20 protein-coding genes are annotated in these 20,301 nt (G+C 61.5%); 7 read left to right on the forward strand and 13 right to left on the reverse strand.

Annotated features, from left to right (window positions below; translation table 11 throughout):
- The first annotated feature begins 9 nt into the window (after positions 1–9).
- A complete protein-coding gene (locus IWX62_RS04500) occupies positions 10–939 on the forward strand; it encodes a tRNA pseudouridine synthase A (protein WP_196840184.1) in 930 nt (309 codons plus the stop codon).
- Here IWX62_RS04500 and IWX62_RS04505 read toward each other — a convergent pair.
- Positions 936–1,496, reverse strand: a complete 561-nt coding sequence (locus tag IWX62_RS04505; RefSeq protein WP_196840185.1) for a prepilin peptidase — start codon at positions 1,494–1,496, stop codon at positions 936–938. The genes IWX62_RS04500 and IWX62_RS04505 overlap by 4 nt on opposite strands.
- Positions 1,497–1,506: 10 nt before the next feature.
- Positions 1,507–3,171: a sensor histidine kinase gene (locus tag IWX62_RS04510; RefSeq protein ID WP_333483213.1), complete on the reverse strand. Its 1,665-nt coding sequence runs from the start codon at positions 3,169–3,171 to the stop codon at positions 1,507–1,509.
- 285 nt (positions 3,172–3,456) lie between these two features.
- On the opposite strand from IWX62_RS04510, the gene IWX62_RS04515 reads away from it, so the two are divergent.
- Positions 3,457–4,215, forward strand: coding sequence for a response regulator transcription factor (locus IWX62_RS04515; protein WP_196840186.1), 759 nt, complete (start codon positions 3,457–3,459; stop codon positions 4,213–4,215).
- Between the two features lie 21 nt (positions 4,216–4,236).
- On the opposite strand, the gene IWX62_RS04520 is transcribed toward IWX62_RS04515, so the two are convergent.
- On the reverse strand, positions 4,237–4,614 hold the full coding sequence (locus IWX62_RS04520; protein WP_196840187.1) for an Hpt domain-containing protein: 378 nt from the start codon (positions 4,612–4,614) through the stop codon (positions 4,237–4,239).
- Between the two features lie 217 nt (positions 4,615–4,831).
- On the opposite strand from IWX62_RS04520, the gene IWX62_RS04525 reads away from it, so the two are divergent.
- A complete protein-coding gene (locus IWX62_RS04525; RefSeq protein WP_196840188.1) occupies positions 4,832–7,696 on the forward strand; it encodes a sensor domain-containing protein in 2,865 nt (954 codons plus the stop codon).
- Here IWX62_RS04525 and IWX62_RS04530 read toward each other — a convergent pair.
- From IWX62_RS04530 to IWX62_RS04565, 8 genes are all read right to left on the reverse strand, one after another.
- Positions 7,677–8,555 (reverse strand): type II secretion system F family protein, encoded by an 879-nt coding sequence (locus IWX62_RS04530; protein WP_196840189.1) that lies wholly within the window; start codon positions 8,553–8,555, stop codon positions 7,677–7,679. The genes IWX62_RS04525 and IWX62_RS04530 overlap by 20 nt on opposite strands.
- 28 nt (positions 8,556–8,583) lie before the next feature.
- Positions 8,584–9,375 (reverse strand): type II secretion system F family protein, encoded by a 792-nt coding sequence (locus IWX62_RS04535; RefSeq protein ID WP_333483214.1) that lies wholly within the window; start codon positions 9,373–9,375, stop codon positions 8,584–8,586.
- Between the two features lie 158 nt (positions 9,376–9,533).
- A complete protein-coding gene (locus tag IWX62_RS04540) occupies positions 9,534–10,997 on the reverse strand; it encodes a CpaF family protein (RefSeq protein ID WP_196840190.1) in 1,464 nt (487 codons plus the stop codon).
- Positions 10,994–12,205: an AAA family ATPase gene (locus IWX62_RS04545; protein WP_196840191.1), complete on the reverse strand. Its 1,212-nt coding sequence runs from the start codon at positions 12,203–12,205 to the stop codon at positions 10,994–10,996. The genes IWX62_RS04540 and IWX62_RS04545 overlap by 4 nt, the downstream gene beginning before the upstream one ends.
- Positions 12,202–12,945 (reverse strand): Flp pilus assembly protein CpaB, encoded by a 744-nt coding sequence (gene cpaB / locus IWX62_RS04550; RefSeq protein WP_196840192.1) that lies wholly within the window; start codon positions 12,943–12,945, stop codon positions 12,202–12,204. Before cpaB ends, IWX62_RS04545 begins: the two co-directional genes overlap by 4 nt.
- Before the next feature lie 10 nt (positions 12,946–12,955).
- Positions 12,956–13,891: a pilus assembly protein TadG-related protein gene (locus IWX62_RS04555; protein WP_196840193.1), complete on the reverse strand. Its 936-nt coding sequence runs from the start codon at positions 13,889–13,891 to the stop codon at positions 12,956–12,958.
- Between the two features lie 26 nt (positions 13,892–13,917).
- Complete coding sequence (locus tag IWX62_RS04560; RefSeq protein ID WP_196840194.1) at positions 13,918–14,295, reverse strand: TadE/TadG family type IV pilus assembly protein; 378 nt, start codon at positions 14,293–14,295, stop codon at positions 13,918–13,920.
- A gap of 141 nt (positions 14,296–14,436) precedes the next feature.
- Positions 14,437–14,637, reverse strand: a complete 201-nt coding sequence (locus IWX62_RS04565; protein ID WP_196840195.1) for a Flp family type IVb pilin — start codon at positions 14,635–14,637, stop codon at positions 14,437–14,439.
- A 297-nt stretch (positions 14,638–14,934) separates the two neighbouring features.
- Between IWX62_RS04565 and IWX62_RS04570 the strand changes: the two genes are divergently transcribed.
- From IWX62_RS04570 to glmM, 4 genes are all read left to right on the forward strand, one after another.
- Positions 14,935–16,320, forward strand: a complete 1,386-nt coding sequence (locus tag IWX62_RS04570) for an HNH endonuclease (RefSeq protein ID WP_196840196.1) — start codon at positions 14,935–14,937, stop codon at positions 16,318–16,320.
- 253 nt (positions 16,321–16,573) lie between these two features.
- On the forward strand, positions 16,574–17,017 hold the full coding sequence (rplM, locus tag IWX62_RS04575; protein WP_019481538.1) for a 50S ribosomal protein L13: 444 nt from the start codon (positions 16,574–16,576) through the stop codon (positions 17,015–17,017).
- A gap of 41 nt (positions 17,018–17,058) precedes the next feature.
- Positions 17,059–17,556, forward strand: coding sequence for a 30S ribosomal protein S9 (rpsI, locus tag IWX62_RS04580; protein ID WP_196840197.1), 498 nt, complete (start codon positions 17,059–17,061; stop codon positions 17,554–17,556).
- A 133-nt stretch (positions 17,557–17,689) separates the two neighbouring features.
- The gene (gene glmM, locus IWX62_RS04585; protein ID WP_196840198.1) at positions 17,690–19,048 is read left to right on the forward strand and encodes a phosphoglucosamine mutase; all 1,359 of its coding nucleotides are present in this window, start codon (positions 17,690–17,692) and stop codon (positions 19,046–19,048) included.
- Positions 19,049–19,087: 39 nt separating this feature from the next.
- Here the strand turns inward: glmM and mscL are convergent, their stop codons facing one another.
- On the reverse strand, positions 19,088–19,468 hold the full coding sequence (mscL, locus tag IWX62_RS04590; RefSeq protein ID WP_196840199.1) for a large conductance mechanosensitive channel protein MscL: 381 nt from the start codon (positions 19,466–19,468) through the stop codon (positions 19,088–19,090).
- Positions 19,469–19,485: 17 nt separating this feature from the next.
- Positions 19,486–20,277: a M15 family metallopeptidase gene (locus tag IWX62_RS04595; RefSeq protein ID WP_196840200.1), complete on the reverse strand. Its 792-nt coding sequence runs from the start codon at positions 20,275–20,277 to the stop codon at positions 19,486–19,488.
- Positions 20,278–20,301: the final 24 nt, after the last annotated feature.

A 20,301-nucleotide genomic window follows, 5' to 3' on the forward strand; every position in this document is an offset into this window, starting at 1 on the left:
CTGAGCACTATGACTGAGCAAAAGCCCGCTGTCCTTCGTGAGGACAGCGGGCTTTTGCGTGTCCGGCTGGATCTCGCGTACGACGGCGGACCGTTCTCTGGGTGGGCGGTGCAGCCCGGGTTGCCTACCGTTCAGGGGGTGATCGAAGCCGGGCTTGAGACCTTGTTCAGACGCCCGGCCAGGCTGACCGTCGCCGGACGGACCGATGCCGGGGTGCACGCACGTGGTCAGGTTGCCCACGTCGACGTCACACCGGAGGAGTGGGAGGGCTTGCGCCGCGGCAGGGAGCTGTCACCCGAAACGGCGATGCTCCGCAGATTAGGCGCCACCATCAGCCGGGAACTCGACAAGGCCGATCGGCAGCGGCACCAGGTTCCCGCCGTCGTCGTGCTCAAGGTTGCGTTGGCTCCACCCGGGTTTGACGCGCGATTCTCGGCGCTGTGGCGCCGGTACAGCTACCGGATTGCCGACTTGCCGGAGCTGCGGGACCCGTTGACCCGGGGCGTCACCCTGTGGCACCCCGACAAGCTGCAGGTTGACCTGATGAATGACGGCGCCCGCCGGCTCCTGGGACTGCAGGACTTCCGGTCCTTCGCGAAGCCGCGGCCCGGGGCCACGACAGTTCGGGAACTCCAACGGTTCGACTTCGAGCGGGTTGATGGCGGCGTAATCACAGCCACCGTGCAAGCCGATGCGTTTTGCCACAACATGGTGCGCGGGTTGATCGGTTCCACCCTGCGGGTGGGGCTGGGGGAGAAGGAACCGGCCTGGCTGCTGGAAAGGTTGCGCGCCCGCACCAAGGAGGCCCGTTCGGTGCTCGCCGCCCCGCACCCGCTGGTCCTCGAAGAAGTCCGCTACCCCGATGACCATGAAATTGGGTCGCGCGCTGAGGAAACCCGGGCCCGACGCGATGGCAGCGTCCGGGAACAGCGGCTCTAGCCGAAGAGCATCAGGGCGGCGAAGCAGGCAGCGATCATCGGCGGGCCGAACGGGAAGACCGAATTCGCCGACGCCTTGGTCACGAGCAGCAGCACCACACTGATGATGCCTCCGAGGACAAAGCCGCCCAGCACTGTCGCCAGCCACGCTGTCATCCCGGCGTACCCGCCGTAGAGGCCTAGCACAGCAGCAAGTTTCACGTCCCCCATGCCGAGGCTTCCGGGGGACACCAGGGCCAACACGAGGTAGAGGCCAAACATGGCCGCGCCGCCGATAACCGCCCCACCCAGCCGGCTCCAGTCCCCGGGCACAGCGCAGGCGACGGTCAGCAGCATTAACGCAGCGATGGCAAAGGGAAGCAGTATTGCATTCGGCAACAGGCGCGTTCGCAGATCGATCACCGCCAGCACCACCCCGAAGGCCGTCAGGAGCAGCAGCGCGGGGGTCTCCGGCGCCCACCCGAAGCGCCATAGGACCGCCCCGGAGAGCAGGGCAGCCAGCACGGCGGTCAACGTCCTGACGCGGGCGGGGAGGGACCTGACGGTGGCTTGTGTCATGACCCGCTCATCAGCTCGCGGAGGCGGGAGCACGAGAAACGGACGTGGGGAGGGTGACGGTAAACGTGGTGCCTGCCCCCGGCGAGCTGGCGCAGCGGATGGTGCCACCGTGGCCCTCGACAATCGCTTTGGTGATGGCCAGGCCCAGGCCCACCCCGGGGATAGCGGATTCGCGGGCGCTGTTGGCGCGGAAGAACCTGCCATAGATCAGGTCGGTCTCATCCTGGGTCATGCCGATTCCCGAGTCTTCGACCTCCAGCTGAATGCAGTCCTTGGCTGCGCGGGCACGGATGGTGACGTCCCCGCCGTCGGGCGAGTATTTGATCGCGTTGGAGAGCAGGTTGTCCACCACCTGACCCATGCGCAAGGGATCGGCGATAGCCCAGAGCCGGTCCGGAACCTCGGACACCAGGGTGATTCCGGCGTTCTCGGCGTGGGTCCGGGCAGATCGCAGCCGGGCTGTGAGCAGCCCCGCGAGCTCGGTTGGTTTGGCATGCAGATTCATTGACGCAGACGCCGCCGAGAGAAGGTCGGAGACCAGAATCGAAAGCCGCTCGGCGTTCCGCCTCACCACGGTCAGGGACTCCCGTGTGGCGGGGGTGAGGGTCACCATGGACTCAAGAACGAGATCGAGGTGGCCGAGAATGGAGGTGAGTGGGGTGCTGAACTCGTGGGTCACATTGGAGACAAAGTCCTCCTTGACCGTCAGAGCCTTCACCAGATCTGTGACGTCATTGAAGACAATCACTGACCCGGTGAATTCCCCGGCGGGATTGGTCATGGGCCGGGCTGCAGTGGAGACGGCGCGCTGGGAACGGATGTCGCCGAGCCACAGCAGGTTATTCGAGAAGGACTGACCATCGATCGCCCGGCGGATCGGGTGCAGTGCCTCGGGGAGCGGGGTGGAGCCCTTGCTGCCGGAGAACCTGAGCTCATCGCCGTCCTCGGGTGATGCAGCGGTTTGTTGGAAGAGCTGCTGCTGCCGGTTGGTCAGCAGCTTTCTACCCTCGGTGTCGATGGCGAGGACGCCGACGTCGACTGTGTCCAGGATGGCGGTCAGCAGCCGTTCACGGCCGCTGACTTCAGCCTCGAGTGCGAGGACCTCCGCCGCCTTGCGGTCCAGCTCCAGCCGCTGCATGCGCACCTGCAATCCGAAAACCCGCATGATCAGGAAGAGGGAAAGAGCCATGGTGGGCAGCAGAAGTGTCTCGACCAGGAGTGAGTAGGTGGTGGTGAAGTCCAGCAGTTGCGGAAACACCACAATGAGGAAGGGGCCAACAAAGCTCAGGATTCCGCTGATCACCGGCATTAGTCCCGAGGCGGCGAGCCAGATCACCGGGAAAGCCGCCAAGGCGCCCAATCCGGGAAGGATGTCGACGGCACCGTTCCGGCACAGGCCAATAGCGACGAAGTCCAGAATCGGGATAGCGAGGAGTGCGCCTTTCGGCAAGCTTTGCCACGGAATGACCAGGAACGCCGCGAACAGGACCAGGTGCATCAGTATCCCGGCAATAAAGAGGGGGCTCTGCAGCAGATCCGGATTCAACAGTGGTGCGGTCCCGGCGATAAAGGCCACAGCAACCGTCAGCGGCAACTGGTACATTGCCGCCCGACCGCGCAACCCAAACCGGCGCTCGAACCTAACGGTTCCGGGCAGCGGGAACCGCTCAGGCACAGTCAACCTTTCGGAACCATTGCGAGAGTATTTGATTGTCGGCTTCCCCATGCCGCGAGAGATGCATGGGCCCATTATCTCCTGCTCAGGAATATTGCCTACCTCCCCGACCACATTCTGACCAATTGATGCGAAGTCGACATTGGAACTGCGGGGCGCAAAATACCGGGCCGGATCAACGAGTATGCTGGGGAAGCGTACAAACGTATGGTGAAATACGGGGGATGGATCCTTAAACAGCGCCATGGCCCCAGGGCCGGACTCGCTATACATGGGGAATGAGATATGAGCGATCCCGGAGTAGCAGTAGTAATCGAAGACGATGCTGACGTGCGCAACCTGGTTGACGCCGTCCTCACTCAATCTGGGTTCGAGGTCCATTCGGCGGGCTCAGGCCGCGAAGGTGTTGAGTTGGTTGGCAAGTACAGCGCGGCGATCGTCACCCTGGATGTAGGACTGCCGGATATTGACGGGTACGAGGTGCTCCGGAGGATCCGACAGACGAGTAACTGCTACGTTCTTATGCTGACCGCCCGCACTGACGAACTGGATACCCTCACTGCGTTGCAGTCGGGCGCCGATGATTTCATCACCAAGCCTTTTCGTCCGCGGGAACTGAGGGCACGGGTTGCCGCGATGCTTCGCCGGCCCAGGACCGAGGATGGAGGATCAGCTGCCCAGTCTCCTCAGACTGCTCCCGACGACAGCGAACCGGGCGTGCTGCAGCACAATGGTCTGGCGCTGAACCACGAAACCCGCACCGCAACCCTGACGGGCGCCAAACTCAGCCTGACCCGCAGCGAGTTCGATCTTCTTCACGATCTGCTGCGCAGCGCTGGATCAGTGCGCACCAAGGCAAATCTCGTACGGGTAGTCAGGGGCCACCACTACCGGGAGGACGCCTACATCAGCGATGCCGACGAGCGCGCTGTGGAAGTCCACATGGGAAACCTTCGCCGCAAACTGGGGGAGGATTCACGGGAGCCGAAGTGGTTGTTGACGGTGCGCGGGGTGGGGTACCGTCTGGCACCCAAGCGGGACTAGCTCACCTCGGGCAGCCTCAGGCTACTCGCCAGCGGACTCAGAACAGAGAATCAGTTCGCGGATCGTCTGGAGACCGCAGGCCTGAACAAACGGCAGCGCGTCGACGGCTTCGTCCATGTCGCCGAGGCGAATCAGTTCCTCGAGATTGGCCGCCAGATTGGCCAGCCTCGCGGCGCCGACCATAGTTGACGTGGTCCTGACGCTGAGCACTGCTTCCAGGGCTGCGTCCCGGTCCCGGCGTTCCACGGTGTCGGCCAGTTTCAGGTACCTTTCATCCCAGACCTGAATGAAGTCCGCGACGAACGTCTTCACAGCCGACGGGTTCTCAAGCTGGTCGCCTAGCGCCCGGAGGGTGTCCTGATCGACGAGGGGGACCCGCCTCCTCGGCGGATCGATCACGGGTAACACTGTGCGAGAGGAGCGGAGCAGTCCGCCACCGTGATTACCGTTGTCACCGCCTCACGCACGGCGCAGTTTCCAGGGTTCATTCCCTGAGGATACTTCCAACGGCGTAGTTGTGGGCGATAGTTGGCGGGACCCTGCGTAAAAGCTGCGTCATTCCTATGGGGCGTGTCTTCGTGGTATTGCCTCTGGGGCGTTGGCATAGGCTGTCATTATGACCACCCATCGCACTCCGGTCCCGGCCGACGCTAATCCGGCGGACCACGTGCGGGCAGAATTGCGTGAAACGCTCGACGCGCTGCCGGTGGCGGTGGCGCTGCTGAGCGTCAACGGCGTGATCTGTGCCGTCAACCGGGAGTGGGAGCGGTTCATTCAGCCCTTCGCTGAGGTACTGGATCCGCAGGAGACGGGCGTGTCCTTCCTCGCGGGGTGTGAACGGGCAGCTGAACGCGGCGACGCGGCGGCGCTGAAAGTTTCGGATGGTCTCCACCTGGTGCTCGACGGCGAGCAGCAGAACCTTACTCTGGAGTATCCGTCGGAGGCCGGAGAGCGGTGGATCCGCACGCGGATCTGTAGGAGTGACAGCGGTGGGCTGGTCATCACTCATGTCGACATCACACCGCAACGGCTGACGCAGGAACGAGTCTCCTTTCAGGCGTCGCTGCTCGACGCCGTCGGACAATCGATCATTTCGATCGACCTGCAGGGCAGGATCACCTACTGGAATGATGCGTCCGAGCGGATGCTCGGTTGGAGTGCCGGCGACGCGATCGGGCGGCATTTCGCCGACTTGGCGTTGTTCGACAGCGGGTCCAGAGCCTCGACGATCATTGCTCAGGTTTCAGGGGGCGAACCGTGGGCCGGGGAGCACTGGACCAAACACCGCACCGGTCGTCGCCTGTCGGTCTATTCGACGATTACTCCGCTGTATGACAAGGACGGGCGGGTAGTCGCCGTCATCGACGTATCCACTGATACAACGGAGACCCGCCGGGCCCAGGCGGAAATGAGGCGGTTGTCCTCCCTCGTGGAGTTCTCTAACGATGCGATCAACGGTGCCACCCTGGACGGAACTATCACCAGCTGGAACTCCGGTGCCGAGCGGATCTACGGCTACTCGGCCAAGGAGGCCATCGGTCAAAGCGTGCTGATGCTCTCGCCGGAGGAGCGATCGGGTGCGGACGAGGAGCTGCGCGACCACCTCCGCCGCGGCGAGCCGGTCATCGGGCAGCTCGTCAAGGGCATGCGCAAGGACGGGTCGTTGCTCGACATCTCGTTGACGTTGTCCCCGATGTATGACGAGGTGGGGCGGTTGGTCGGGTCCTCAGCCGTGGCGCGCGATGTTTCCGAGATCAACCGGCTGAGGGCCATCTCCGAAATGGAGCGTGACCGGCTCGCCGCCGCACAGGAAATGGCGCATGTTGGCTCGGTGGAGTGGGACGCTCTGGATGACCGGGTGTGGCGGTCCGACGAGTATTGCCGGATTCACGGGCTGTCGGTGACTGCTGAGGGGCTGCGGGGGCCGCTGTTGAGTGCGGTACATCCCGATGACCGGGAGCGGGTTGTCGAGATTTGGAACGAGCTGATGGCCCATGGCACGTCGGTGGATTTCACCTACCGGGTGGAAGTGCCGGATGGCGGCATCCGGTGGGTCTACGCCCGGGCAACGCTTGAGCGGAACGGCGACGGCGATCCCCTCAAGATGCTGGGGACTGCCCTGGACATCACCGAACGGAAGCTCGGCGAGGAGGCACTTGAACGGTTGGCATACCGTGACCCGCTGACAGGTCTGGCCAATCGTGCCCTACTCGCCGAAAGCATTGAACAGGCTATCGCCGAGTGCGGGGAACGGGGGACCCGGGTGGGTGTGCTGTTCCTCGACGTCGACCGTTTCAAGGTCATCAACGATGGGCTGGGCCACGCCGCTGGGGATAGCCTGCTGGTCCAGCTGGCGTCGCGGTTATTGGAAACGGTGCGGCCGGAAGACACCCTGGCGCGGTTCGCCGGTGACGAGTTCGTCATTGTCTGTGCCGACATGTCGGAGGATACGGCGCAGAAGCTGGCCGGCCGGATACGGGCAGGTGTGCAAGCTCCGTTCGTATTGCTGGAACGGGAGGTTTTTGTCGATGTCAGTATCGGTATTGCAATTTCGTCCGACGTCGATACCCCCGAATCGCTGCTGCATAACTCTGACGCCGCCATGTATCGGGCGAAGGTGAGTGGCCGAAACAAGGCCATTGTCTTTGACGGGGCGATGCACCGGAGGGCGGAACTCCGTCTGGTGGTGGAGTCGGAGCTTCCTCGAGCTATTGAACGGGATCAACTCCGGGTCCACTATCAGCCGGTCATGGACGTGGCCACCGGCGAGCCGATTGGATTCGAGGCGCTGCTCAGGTGGCTGCATCCGGAGCACGGTTTGATTGGTCCTGACTCGTTCATTCCTGTCGCTGAGGAAACCGGTCAGATTGTGCCCATCGGGCTGTGGGTGCTGAATCAGGCAATCGAGCAGATGCAGCAGTGGAAGGCTGACGTTGCCGGTGCCGAAAACTGGCGCATCTCGGTGAATCTGTCGGCGCGCCAACTCCAGGACCCGGGGCTACACGCGGCCGTGGCCGATGCCATCACGACTGCCGGGATCGAACCTGTCGCGTTGGTGCTGGAAATTACCGAGTCCGTGCTGATGGACGATGCGGATCAGTCGTTGAAGACGTTGACGAGGCTTCGCAGTCTGGGGATCGGGATAGCGGTTGATGACTTCGGCACCGGGTACTCATCGCTGAGCTACCTCAAGCGGTTCCCTGTCACCTCGCTCAAGATCGACCGGTCCTTCACCGAGGGCCTCGGCGGCAGCGATGTGCACGCTGGACCTATTGTGGAGGCTATTGCCGCTATGGGACGGGCGCTAGGTCTGCGGGTGGTTGCCGAAGGGGTGGAGACCTCCGAGCAGCTGAGTGAACTGTCCCGGATGCAGGTGCAGTTTGCTCAGGGGTACCTATGGTCGCCCGCTTTGCCGGCGGATCGGGTTCCGGATTGGTTTGCGAAGCACCGGGCGCGGGTTTTCAGTTCAGAGTTTGGATGACATTGATGGCCGCGGGGCCTAACAAGACGATGAAAAGTACCGGCAGGATGCAGACCATAAGGGGGAACAGCACCTTGACGGGGATCTGCATTGCCTTCTCCTCTGCCCGCTGCCGTCGCTTGAGGCGCATCTCGCTCGCCTGTACGCGTAGTACTCCCGAGATCGAAATGCCATACCGGTCTGCCTGAACTATTGCGTTGACGAAGCGCCGCAGGTCTGGAGCTTTGGTCCTGGCGAGGAGGGCCAAATAGGCGTCGCGTCGACCCATTCCCAGCTGCATGTCCTGCAAGGTGCGTACGAGTTCGGCCGCGAGTGGTCCCTTCCCGTTCTGGCCCGCTCGCGCCATTGCCGAGTCGAACCCCAGGCCCGCCTCAACGGCAATGGTCATCTGGTCCAGCGTGTCAGGCAGCTCCTGTGCGATGGCGGTCTGGCGTTCTGTCCCCTTACTGTAAACGAGGAGATCCGGGACGAAATACGCGATCATTGTTACAGAAGCCGCTAAAAAGGCGTTCCTGCCTCCCGGCGCCCCTCCCACGTACAACACGCCGAGCAGGCCTGCACCTGATGCAAGGACTATTTTGGCCGCCACGAGGCGTCTGAGGGGCCAGGCGATGGGGCGTCCTGCGAGCGCCAGTTGCCGGTCGAGCTTGGCGACGAAGCGGTCAGGCGTGAATCGGCTGGCAACCAGGTCTAGTCTGCCGCCCTGCCGTTTCTTTACCTTTTTCTCGTTGGTGAAGCCGCGTGTGAGATTTTCTCGGATTGTCTGTCGCCCAGGTGCACGATCCCCGATGACTGACCACGCAAACAGAGGTACCGAGGCAACGATCGCCAATATTGCTACTACTATCACGGGCGGCATCTAATCGGTCCTTTCGCTTGGTTCGGTCTCAAAATTTGAAGGTGATCACTTTGCGCAGCCAAAGTCCGCCAACGACGAGAAGCACGACTGAAACGCTCATAAGTATGTATCCGATTGGGTGTTGGAATAGCGGATTCATATATCCGGGGCTAATGACGAGGAGGACACCACCGAGAGCAAACGGGAGGGCCATCAGAATATACGCTGAGAGTTTTCCTTCTGCGCTGAGGGCTTGAACCTGACGCCTGATCTGATTGCGCTCGCGGATGGTTTGCCCCACCTGATCGAGTACGGTGGCTAGATTGCCTCCAACTTCCCTATGGATGGCGATTGCCTGTGCGACCCACGAGAAATCCTCAGATTGCATGCGGGCGGCCGCATCGTCGAGAGATTCACCGAGGTCCCTACCGAGCCGAGTCTCATTGATGATTCTTGTGAATTCGACTGACGTAGGAGCCTCTGAGTCAGTAGCAACGGCATCGATGGCGCGCAAGAGGCTGTGGCCCGCCCGCAAGCCTCCCGCAAGTAGTTGCAACGTATCGTCCAACTGATCAGCAAACTGCTTACGACGGCGGGTTACCAGCAATCCCAGACCGAGTTTCACCAACAGCGGGACGCTTAACCCCAGCATGGCGGCCGAGAGCGGTCCTGAAAGAATCAAGCCAATGCAAACGGCAAGCAGGGTGCCGGCGCTGCTGACCACGACGAATTCAGCGGGCATGAGCTTCAAGCCCGCATCCTCCAGCTTCCCAGCAATTCCCGCCATCAGATTGCGTTTCTTGAGCAGGCGGTCCACCAACCCTGTGGTCAGCGCTGTCAATTGAGTCAGCTGAACTGACGACTTAGTTCCTGTGGCTTTCCGACGATTCAGCAAATTTCGAGGTGGTCGGGGAATTACAAAGAGAAAAATTGTAATACTCAATGCTGCAAAGCACGTAGTCATTCCCAGGATGAGCTGTACTATCGGGGGCTCGGGGATCACCGGTCATTCCTCGGGTTGTGCGGGGTCCCAAAAACGCTTGGTGAGAGCTCGATGCCAAGGTCACGGAAGCGATCTGTGAACTTGGGTCGCACTCCGGTGGGCATCGGGGCGCCCAGGAACCTACCATTGGCGTCTACGCCCGCGCTGTAGTCAAAGACAAAAGCATCCTGAAGCGTGACTATTTCCCCCTCCATCCCCTGTACCTCGGTGACATGGGTGACGCGGCGAGTACCGTCCCGCAGTCGTGTGAGCTGGACTATGACATCGACGGCCGCGGCGATCTGTTCGCGGACGGCTCGCAGCGGAAGGTCCATTCCCGCCATCAGTACCAGCGTTTCCAACCGGGCGATCGCATCTCGCGGAGAGTTGGAGTGCACAGTAGACAGGGATCCGTCGTGGCCGGTGTTCATGGCCTGAAGCATGTCCAGTGTTTCTCCCCCGCGCACCTCTCCAACCACAATGCGGTCGGGTCGCATCCGCAGGGAGTTGCGAACCAGATCGCGGATGGTGATCTCGCCTTTGCCTTCGATATTGGTAGGGCGGCTTTCCAACCGGACGACGTGATCCTGTTGCAATTGCAGTTCCACGGCGTCCTCGATGGTGACTATCCGTTCTCCTTCAGGAATGAATGACGACAGCACGTTCAGGAGCGTGGTCTTGCCGGTGCCGGTTCCTCCGGAAACAATGATATTCAAACGCGCCTTGACACATGCATCGAGGAGCTCGGCCATGTTCGGAGACAGCGTGCCGAACCCGATGAGGTCATGGACCTGAAATGGGTCGGTAGCGAATTTCCTGATGGTCAGGGACGATCCGTTGACCGCTAGCGGCGGAATCACAGCATTCACCCTAGAGCCGTCGGCAAGCCTGGCATCCACCAGCGGCGATGATTCATCGATTCGCCGCCCTACGCGGGAGACGATGCGTTCAATCACTTTTCGAAGGTGCTCTTCCGAAGCGAATCTCACACCACTGCGGGTCAGCTTTCCATTGTGTTCCACGTAGATCATGTTTGGCCCATTCACCATGATCTCGGTGATGCTCTCGTCGTCGAGTAGGTGCTGTAATGGCCCGTAGCCGAGCACATCGTCGCTGACACCACGGATCAGCCGTTGGCGTTCGTCCTTGGATAGGGGAACTTCCTCTTCTTCGACTACCTGAGTGAGTTCCTCCTGGACCAGCGCATGGAGTTGTTCTTCCGTGAGGGCAGAGTCGAGCAGCCTGTTACCAAGCCGTTCGAACAGTATGGTGCCGGCCCTGTCCTTGAGCTTGGCCAAAGCATCCCGTGCGGGCGGGGGGGTGGCCGCTGCAGGTTTCGGGCGCGGTGGCCGAACCGGCGGGTTGGCTGATGAAGTCGCTGGGGGATCGGAGAGTTCTGGGCCGGAAACGGCCGACGGGCCGGGAGCGGACGTTGACGATGGTGAGCGTCGGGCAGCTTCCAGCCGCTGTGCAAGGTTCATCGCTTTCCACCTCTGTGGCGGGCTCTGCCGCTGGCGACTGGAGCGGTCGGCGCTGCGAACCTAGACAGCAACCTTCGCAACGCTTTTGTTGCAGGATCGCGGCGCTTGGACAGCAGAAGTGGCGCACCCTGGTTGGTGGATAGACGCACCGATCGCGACGGTGGAATCACAAGGTCAACCTTCGTGCCCAGCGTCGTCTCCACGTCTGCCAGACTGAGGCCATCCCGTTGATCCGCGCAGTTGAGGACGATGTGACGTGAGACGGGCGTAAGCCCGAGCTCCCGAAGGACATCAAGCTCTTTGCGCAGTCCGCGGACACTCGGCACGTCCATGCCGCTAACAAAGACAAAATCCGTTGACTTGTCTAGGGCAGCCAATGTGTGTTCGGACAGACCGGGTGAAGTGTCAACAATGACATACCGGTATTGGCTGGCCAACTGATCAAGAAGATGGGACACGTCGTCGCCAGAGACTTGGTCGGCTGTACCAGGTAGGTCTGGAGCACAAAGCGCGAATAATCCGGTTGGGTGGGCGCTCAGGAACGATTTCAGGACCATAGTGTCGCGTCGGGCTGGTCCATGCACCGCGTCCGTGACAGAGTGGTCAGGCGTGATCGATAGAGCGCTTGCAACGTCACCAAACTGAAGGTCGAGGTCCAGGAGAACAGTGGCGTGTGGAGCTGTCGCAGCCAGACCTATCGCTAGGTTGCTGGCAATTGTGGTCTTCCCTGCGCCGCCCTTTGGAGAGATAACCGCTATAACTCTCCCATTTGCGCCACCGGATCCTTCACTAGTTGAGGCAGAATTAAGGCCACGACGTCGGATTGCTGCACTTCGCACAGCTCTATGGAGCAGCACGCTGAGGCTAGCCACGTCGGCACTTGGCTCGACGATGTCTCGGATGCCTGCTCTCATTGCGCTAAGCAGTAATGAAGGGCTGGGCTGGGCAACGAGGAGGACACTTACCTCGGGATGCTGGACCTCGAACTCACCTGCCAGCGTCAGAGCGTCCTCGAGCGGGGCCCCAGGGCCAAGGATTAGGACGTCGAGCATGCGCGGATCTGGCATCTGTTGCATGAGAGCCTGGGCGCCAGAAGGGAAATTATCGCCATGCCAATTGTGAATTTCGCCTTCGAGAGGGCCAGCCGCTGCGGAAACCAGGCGCTCATGGAATTCAGGAACGGTAGTCACTACTGCGTAGCGGCTCATTGAAACAGTTCAGCGCTTGTAACCGGACGAGCGCCGTCCTCTGAGGCCGTTGCAGGTTCTCGGGTCAGCCAGATTCGCCCAAATTCTTGGGCAAAAACAATCTCTTCGACGTCAGGACTTGTGCGAGCGAGGGTGACCAAGATGCTGCCCTCCGGGACGGGAGCAGGGCTGGAACCGTCCACGGCATCCGGTTCAACCGGATTTGATCCCTGTACATTTGTCACCAGCACTTTATGCATGGTGAGGTGTGTAATTGAGGGGCGGTCTTCTGTCGGATCACCCTCCTGCGATACAAGCACTCCGACCGTGTCTCCCGGGGCGACACGCCCGCCAGCTACCCGTTGAAGTTCCAGCTGTATAGTGACTTCCTGCATTCCCTCCGGTACGACCACTAGCTGATCCTGCACAACCTCGTCTGGATTGATGAAGCGGGTACTCAGAAGCTGTTCGCCTGGCACCAATTCAATGCTGGTCACCCTTCCTGCAATTTCATCGAGACTCGCAATCGCACCCGGTGAGACTACTTTGGCTGGTATGGCTTCCTGGCTCACTAACTGCAGTAGGTCCTCCGCCGGGGTGCCTTCTGGGATGGACACTCCATCTCGGACGATGAGAACCTGAGCGGTTTCGGTGCCGGCAAAGGCGCGCTCTTCAGAATTTTGAACGTATGAAACCAGAAATACAGCGCCGACGGTGGCCAGCAGTACGGCGATAATCGCCCCAATAATACGGGTCTTCACTTGTGCCTGCCTACCCTGTCAATTTAACAATGGTGATGCCGAGGTCGTTTGGAGGGCCAAGGGTGTAGCCATCGTCCAGCATTACCTTCTTGACGAATTTCCCAATAAGACATATGTCGTTGCCACAGTCCATCCCGGGATAATAGTCCGCGCGGAATTGGTCTTTCTTGCTTCCGCCTTGCTTCCATTTCCAGCCGTGAACCTCAAATGCGGCGAAACCTGATAACCCATAGGTGGCATTGCTCCCGTTTCCGCTGACTGAGTCGTAGATGGGGAAGATGCCGACTGGATAGGTTCCACTTTCTATCGAAGCCGCCCAGCCCTCCAGGAGCGAGTCACAGTTGGACGGCACGTCGTTTCCAGTGTCACTCCCAGCTGTTCCCTTAGCCGCATCAATTGTGGCCCCACACACCCCGGGATCTTGATCCAGCTTGCCGAAACCGCCGGGCGGCCCCCCTGCACAGCCAGGTGTACTAGAGTTTTTCTTGTGGAATTGAACCATCTGGAGGCCGCTGCCTCGCTTAACCTCGCATGTTGAGAAAGTCATAGGGAACGGCGCGAATCCGGCCATGGGGCTTCCCCATGATGCTTTCGCAGTTGCGCCAACTTGCGTTGAGTTGATGCCCAGAATAGGAGCAAACCAATGTTGAACGGCTTTTTGGTTTCCAGCTGTCAATGTACTCGTCTGAACTGTAAACGTGGTGCCTTCCCGAGTGACCTTCGCAGCGGCCGAATTGTCATTGGCGTTCGCGCCAGCAAGGACGATCGCTGTTGACGTAGCGGACGCGATGTCGCAATTGATACCCTGGGCGCAATCCTGGGCTATGGCAAGAGCCGCCGCATCCGCTCCACTTTGTAGCTGTGCTCGTTCCGCGTAGACCATCCCAATATCAATCACTATCGCTGTCATGCCTAGAAGAATGACCATCAACAGGGCGGTCATCACTGCAATAGCGCCATCTTCCTTATGACCTAGCCTCCGCATCGCATGGCACTCCGTCCGGTCAGGGAAACCGCGTCGGCAAACAAGCCAGACAGGAGGTCCACAGAATATGTAACGGTAACTGTGGTCGTCTTCGTACCAGAGGTACACGACCCGACGGCGATTTGCCCTGAAGTTAGGCTGGGGCTGAGCCCGGGAGTGGATGAGATTGCCGCAGCTACTGCAAGATTCGACTTGTTTTCGATGGCCATCACCCGTACTGCTTCACGCGCAGCAGTAGTGACTTGTATCTGCGCGTTGTATACGCGACCAAACTCGATGATTCCGAGTAGAAGGACAAGAAGCAAAGGCACTACGAGAGCGAATTCCACCGCGGCGGCACCTGACTCCGAGCGCAATCTTTTCATTAACTTCTTCCGAAATGGTCAAGGGGCAACAACGCTCCATACGCTGCCGCCCCTTGGTAAATTGCTGGCCCGGAGCCGAGTTCCTGTTCCGGGCGCGACTAAGGTCGTGTCTCAATTCGAGATGCGGTCGCCGACTCGGTACTAGATACCGATGCGTGGGCCCAGGTTCGTGAAGAAAGTTGACAGCCGTGGCCCGAAAATAGTGAGTCCGCCGATGAGGATCACTGCTATCAGACCGACCATGAGCGCATATTCAACGGCAGTAGCGCCGGTTTGCTCGCGGCGGAGGCGCTCGGTCGCTTTGATGCCGAGCACGTGGAGGGTAGCGATGAGAGAGACCATGTATTGCTCCTGGGGAGATGCGAGAGACGGATGCGCCGGATCCTTACCTGCGCTGGATAGAAAGTAGCATTAGCAAACCCCCCAAAACGTCCGATTTCCCTATCCTGTGTAAAGGCTGCGCTGAGTCTGTCCTTGGTGCGCAAACCCTTCGGAAAATGGACCCATCACTGGCTTAAAACTGCGCCAGAACAGCGGGCGGTTCGCAGCTCGTCAGCGGGGTTCGATAGAGCAGTTGTCCGGTATGTCCGCCATCCTTTGGTTCCTAAAAATGTCAGAGGGGCCTGAAACAATGTTTGTATGGACGGCATCACAGCTCCATCGTTGATCCGGAAGACATCACCTTTCCGGTCGGTTGCTCCACGCGGAGCATTCGCCTCAAGATTCGGTGCTGTCCCGGATGCCGGTACGCGGGCTGTGGCCGATGCCCTGAAGGCGGTGAAGCCAACCGAAACTTCCGCCGGCCTGATTGATCAGTTGCGTGCCTTGGAGGATGTGAAGTCGGCGATCGCTGGAGTGCAAGCCCAGCTCACTGTCGCTGTTGACCTGTTGGAACGCCAGGACCAGGCCCGGACCGGGATCCCCGCTGCTGAACAAGGTAAAGGCGTGGGTGCCCAGGTGGCGTTGGCTCGGCGGGAATCTCCGGCACGTGGAAGCCGGCTGCTGGGGTTGGCGCGGGCGCTGACCACGGAAATGCCTCATACCCTGGCGGCTTTACATAACGGTCAGCTCAACGAATGGCGGGCCACGTTGTTGGTGAAGGAAACTGCGTGCCTGTCCACCGCCGACCGGACCGCCGTCGATGAGGAGCTTTCCGCCGATTCCGGGAAATTCGCTGGCTGCGGGGACAAAGCGATCGTCGCCGCGGCGAAGGCTGCCGCGTACCGGCGGGATCCGCGGTCGGTGGTGAACCGGGCTGCTCATGCGGCCAGTGAACGATTCGTGAGTATCCGTCCGGCACCGGACACCATGGCCTATCTGACCGCCTTGCTGCCGGTGAAGGACGCCGTCGCCGCCTACGCAGCACTCACCAGGATTGCCGACGGCGCACGGGCCTCCGGGGACACCCGGTCCGAAGGCCAACTCATGGCCGACACATTAGTCGAACGCACCACCGGTGTCCGCGGAGGCATCACCAAGGTCGAGTTGCAGGTCATCATGACTGACCGGGTCTTGTTTGAAGGCGACAGCGAACCGGCACGGATCCCGGGCTACGGCATCGTCCCCTCCGCCTGGGCACGGGATCTCCTCCGCCCTGACCCATCCGAGAACCCAGAACCGGCCACCGAACGCCACGCCTATGATGTGTGGCTGCGACGCCTCTACACCGCACCGGCCAGCGGCGACTTGGTGGCTATGGATTCGAAGGCCCGGCTCTTCACCAAAGCTCAGAGGCGGTTCATCGTCGCCCGGGATGACACCTGCCGGATGCCCTACTGCGACGCACCCATCCGCCACGTCGATCACATCACCCCCTGGCACCGGCGCGGACCAACCACTATCAGCAACGGGGCCGGACTTTGCGAAGCCTGTAACCACACGAAAGAAGTCAGCGGGTGGACAGCCCAGCCGCGCCCCGGACGTAGACACTCGCTCCGCATCACCACCCCCACCGGCCACTTTTATGATTCCACCGCACCACCCCTGCCCGGAGCAGCGAGGCCCGCGGACCCACCCGGCCCCTGATGGTTTTGACCTGGGGAGCTACTTCGCGCTAATCTTGGTAGTCGTTGTGCGTATCCCACCTCGATACGTCCATGCCCGCGTGGCGACTCGGTTGCAGAGTCACCTGGCCCGCGGGAATGGCCGAGATAACCGGGATCACTGGCTTTCAGCCCTCACCTGAAGTTCCGGTAGCGCATGCATAAGCTGAGCTTTCGCGCGGGGACTATGTCCCGGTTGTGAAGGCGTCACCGAACAAGAAACGAAGGCAAAAACCGTGCGTACGTACACCCCGAAGCCAGGCGACATCAACCGCCAGTGGCACGTCATTGACGCCACCGACGTTGTCCTAGGCCGACTTGCCAGCCAGACCGCAACACTGCTGCGCGGAAAGCACAAGCCGACCTTTGCACCCCATATGGATATGGGCGATTTCGTCATCATCATCAACGCCGAGAAGGTTGCCCTCACCGGAGCCAAGCTCGAGCAGAAGCGTGCATACCGCCACTCCGGTTTCCCGGGTGGCCTCTCATCGGTCAACTACGCAGAGCTGCTGGAGCAGAACCCAGTCCGCGCTGTGGAGAAGGCCATCCGAGGCATGCTTCCCAAGACTTCCCTGGCTGCTCAGCAGATCGGGAAACTGAAGGTCTACCGCGGTGCCGAGCACCCTCACGCTGCACAGCAGCCAAAGACCTTCGAAATTACCCAGGTCGCCCAGTAGTCCTGGCCACCACACACTAAGAAATTAATTCAAGGAGAACCGTGGCTCAGAACACTGAAGAGCTGAATGAACCAACTGAGGAGCTTACGAGCTACACCTCAGAAACCGGCGAGACCACCGAGGCAGCTGCCAAGGAACGTCCCGCCCTGACCGTCGGCGGCGGAGCCGTTGGCCGTCGCAAGGAAGCAGTTGCCCGCGTCCGGCTCACACCGGGAACCGGCAAGTGGATTGTCAACGGCCGCGAACTGGCCGATTACTTCCCGAACAAGCTGCACCAGCAGGAAGTCAACGATCCGTTCAAGATCCTTGATCTCCTCGGTTCCTACGACGTCGTAGCCCGCATCCACGGTGGTGGCCCATCCGGCCAGGCCGGCGCGCTGCGCCTCGGCGTCGCCCGTACCCTGAACGAGATTGACCGCGAGAACAACCGCGCCATCCTCAAGAAGGCTGGCTTCCTGACCCGCGACGCACGAGTGATCGAGCGTAAGAAGGCTGGTCTGAAGAAGGCTCGCAAGGCACCTCAGTACTCCAAGCGCTAACCAACCACGTGGACCGGCGCGCTTCCTCTTTCGGATGCCCGGCCTTCAGTGGTCCTAACGCCCGTCCGGTTACCGGACGGGCGTTAGGTGTTTAAGATCGGGATCGATCCCCTCTGAATTAGGATGTACATCGATGAGTAGATTATTTGGGACCGACGGGGTCCGCGGACTGGCAAACGACCTGATCACGCCCGAGCTGGCCATGCGCCTCGCCCAGGCGGCGGCTGTGGTCCTGGGCCACAACACCACCGACGGCAGACGGCCGACAGCAGTGATTGCCCGGGACCCCCGCATCAGCGGCGACTTCATCGCCGCAGCTGTCGAGGCTGGCCTGGCTGGAGCTGGTGTTGACGTGTTCGACGCCGGGGTCCTCCCCACCCCAGCCGCAGCATTCCTGGTGGCTGACCTGGACGCCGACTTCGGTGTCATGATCTCCGCATCGCACAACGCTGCGCCGGATAACGGCATCAAGTTCCTCGCCCGTGGCGGGAAGAAGCTCGATGACCGGATCGAAGATGCGATTGAGCTGGAACTCACCCGGCCAGCGCTCCGGCCCATTGGTGGCGACGTTGGCCGGATCAAGCGTTTCGCCGACGCCGAAGACCGTTACGTGGTGCACCTCCTGCAGACCCTCCCGAACCGCCTCGACGGCGTCAAAGTGGTGCTGGACTGCGCCCACGGTGCGGCCAGCGGCTGCTCGCCCCAGGTGTTCGCCGATGCCGGAGCGGAAATCGTCGTCATCGGCGCCGACCCCGACGGAATCAACATCAACGACGGCTGCGGGTCCACCCATCTGGGCCCCCTCCAGGCCGCGGTGCTCGAGCATGGCGCCGATCTTGGCATAGCCCACGACGGCGACGCCGACCGCTGCCTCGCCGTCGACCATGAAGGAAACATCGTTGACGGCGACCAGATCATGGCGATCATGGCCGTCGCGATGAATGCTGCAGGCACCCTGAAGGACAGCACACTCGTGGCCACCGTTATGAGCAACCTTGGCCTGAAGCTTGCGCTCCGGGAAGCAGGAATCAGTCTCCGGGAAACCGGTGTCGGCGACAGGTACGTGCTCGAAGGGATGCGCGACGGCGGTTACAGCCTCGGCGGCGAACAGTCGGGTCACGTCATCTTCGCGAAGTACGCCACCACCGGCGACGGCGTCCTGACCGGCCTGCAGCTCGCAGCCCAGGTGGCCCGCACCGGACGGACGCTGAAAGAGCTGTCCCAGATCATGAACAAGCTGCCGCAGGTACTGATCAACGTCAAGGGCGTCGATAAGGGAGCAGTCACCACCAACGAACACGTACAACAGGCCGTGCTCGAGGCTCAGGAGACGCTGGGGGAGACCGGCCGTGTCCTGCTTCGGCCGTCCGGCACCGAACCGGTGGTGCGGGTGATGGTGGAGGCTGCCGACATGGAAACCGCTCAGCTCACCGCCGACCGGCTCGCCGAGACGGTTCAGCTTCGGCTGGCTCTCAGCTCCGCCCAGGCCTAGACCAGCGGTCGCCCCGCCTGCCCTGCTTGGTGGGGCAGGCTAGGGGCGGGTCGCAAGACTGTCCCTGATCTCGGTCAGCAGCGCAATCTGTGGATCCACGGCGGCTTCCTCCTCGACGATGCCCAGACGGCGGTTCCGGTGCTCGATCATCTTGTTCATGGGCAGCACGATCACAAAGTAGATGGCAGCGGCGACCAGCAGGAAATTCACGACGGCGGTGAGAAGCACCCCGAATCGCACGTCGCCGAACGCCAGGAAATGATCGAAGTTCTGCACTCCGAAGATGAGGGCGACCAGCGGCATCAGCACATTGTTGACGAGAGCCTGGACAACTGAGGTGAAGGCGGCGCCGATGACGAGGGCGACCGCGAGGTCCACCACATTGCCCTTCATGATGAAGGTCTTGAATCCGTTGAGCATCCGCCTAGGATATCTGCCTAGCCGTAGTCGGGCGCATCGGGCAGGCCGGCGAACTCCTCAAGCGTCTCCACCTTCCCGTCCCGCATGGACGAAGCGGTTTCCGTCCCCACAAAGCGGTAGTGCCAGGATTCCTCAAGAAACCCTGTTGTCTCCTGGCGGCCCGCCGGATATCTGAGGATGAAACCGAACACATGGGCATTGTCGGCGGCCCAGATCCCGGCCGCAGTCTCCCCAAAACAGGACCTGAGGGTGCAGGCTCCGTCATCCTGGCCGATATCGAACGCAAGCCCCGTCTGGTGCTCCGAAAAGCCGGGCCGTGCCGAATAGTCGTCGGCGTCCTCGGCGCTGCCATTTGTGCTCACCCAGTAATCGTACGTATCCGCCTGGACGGTGTAGGAGCGGTACCCACTGACCAGGGTGAGCGCGACGTTGTCGTCGGACGCCGCAGCGAACATCCCCTCCAGGGCTTCGGCCGCATCGGGGCGCAGCATGGCATTGGCGCGGTCCGTGGCGAGGGGAACCGCCGGCAACACGAGCTCCGGCGGGGCATAGTCGACCGGGTCGAGCGGGCGGCGCTTATTGACGACGACTGTCGCCGTGGACGGGTCCGCGTAGTCGTCCGCCGCAACTGTCCTGGCCGGCGACGGCGACCGCTGGGCCGGTGCCGGAACTTCGCCACTGCTGAGGCTTGCGACGCCGGGCGCGGTGTCCATTGCAGGAGCGGACTCGGCGGCTGGAGCGGACTCCGCGGCCGGCGCTGCGCAGCCGGAGAGCGCAGCAACGCCGGTCAGCGCAGTGGCGAGGGCCACCGTTGTCACCAACAGCGGGCGAAC

The sequence above is a fragment of the Arthrobacter sp. CAN_A1 genome, assembly GCF_015751665.1.
GTDB lineage: Bacteria > Actinomycetota > Actinomycetes > Actinomycetales > Micrococcaceae > Arthrobacter_D.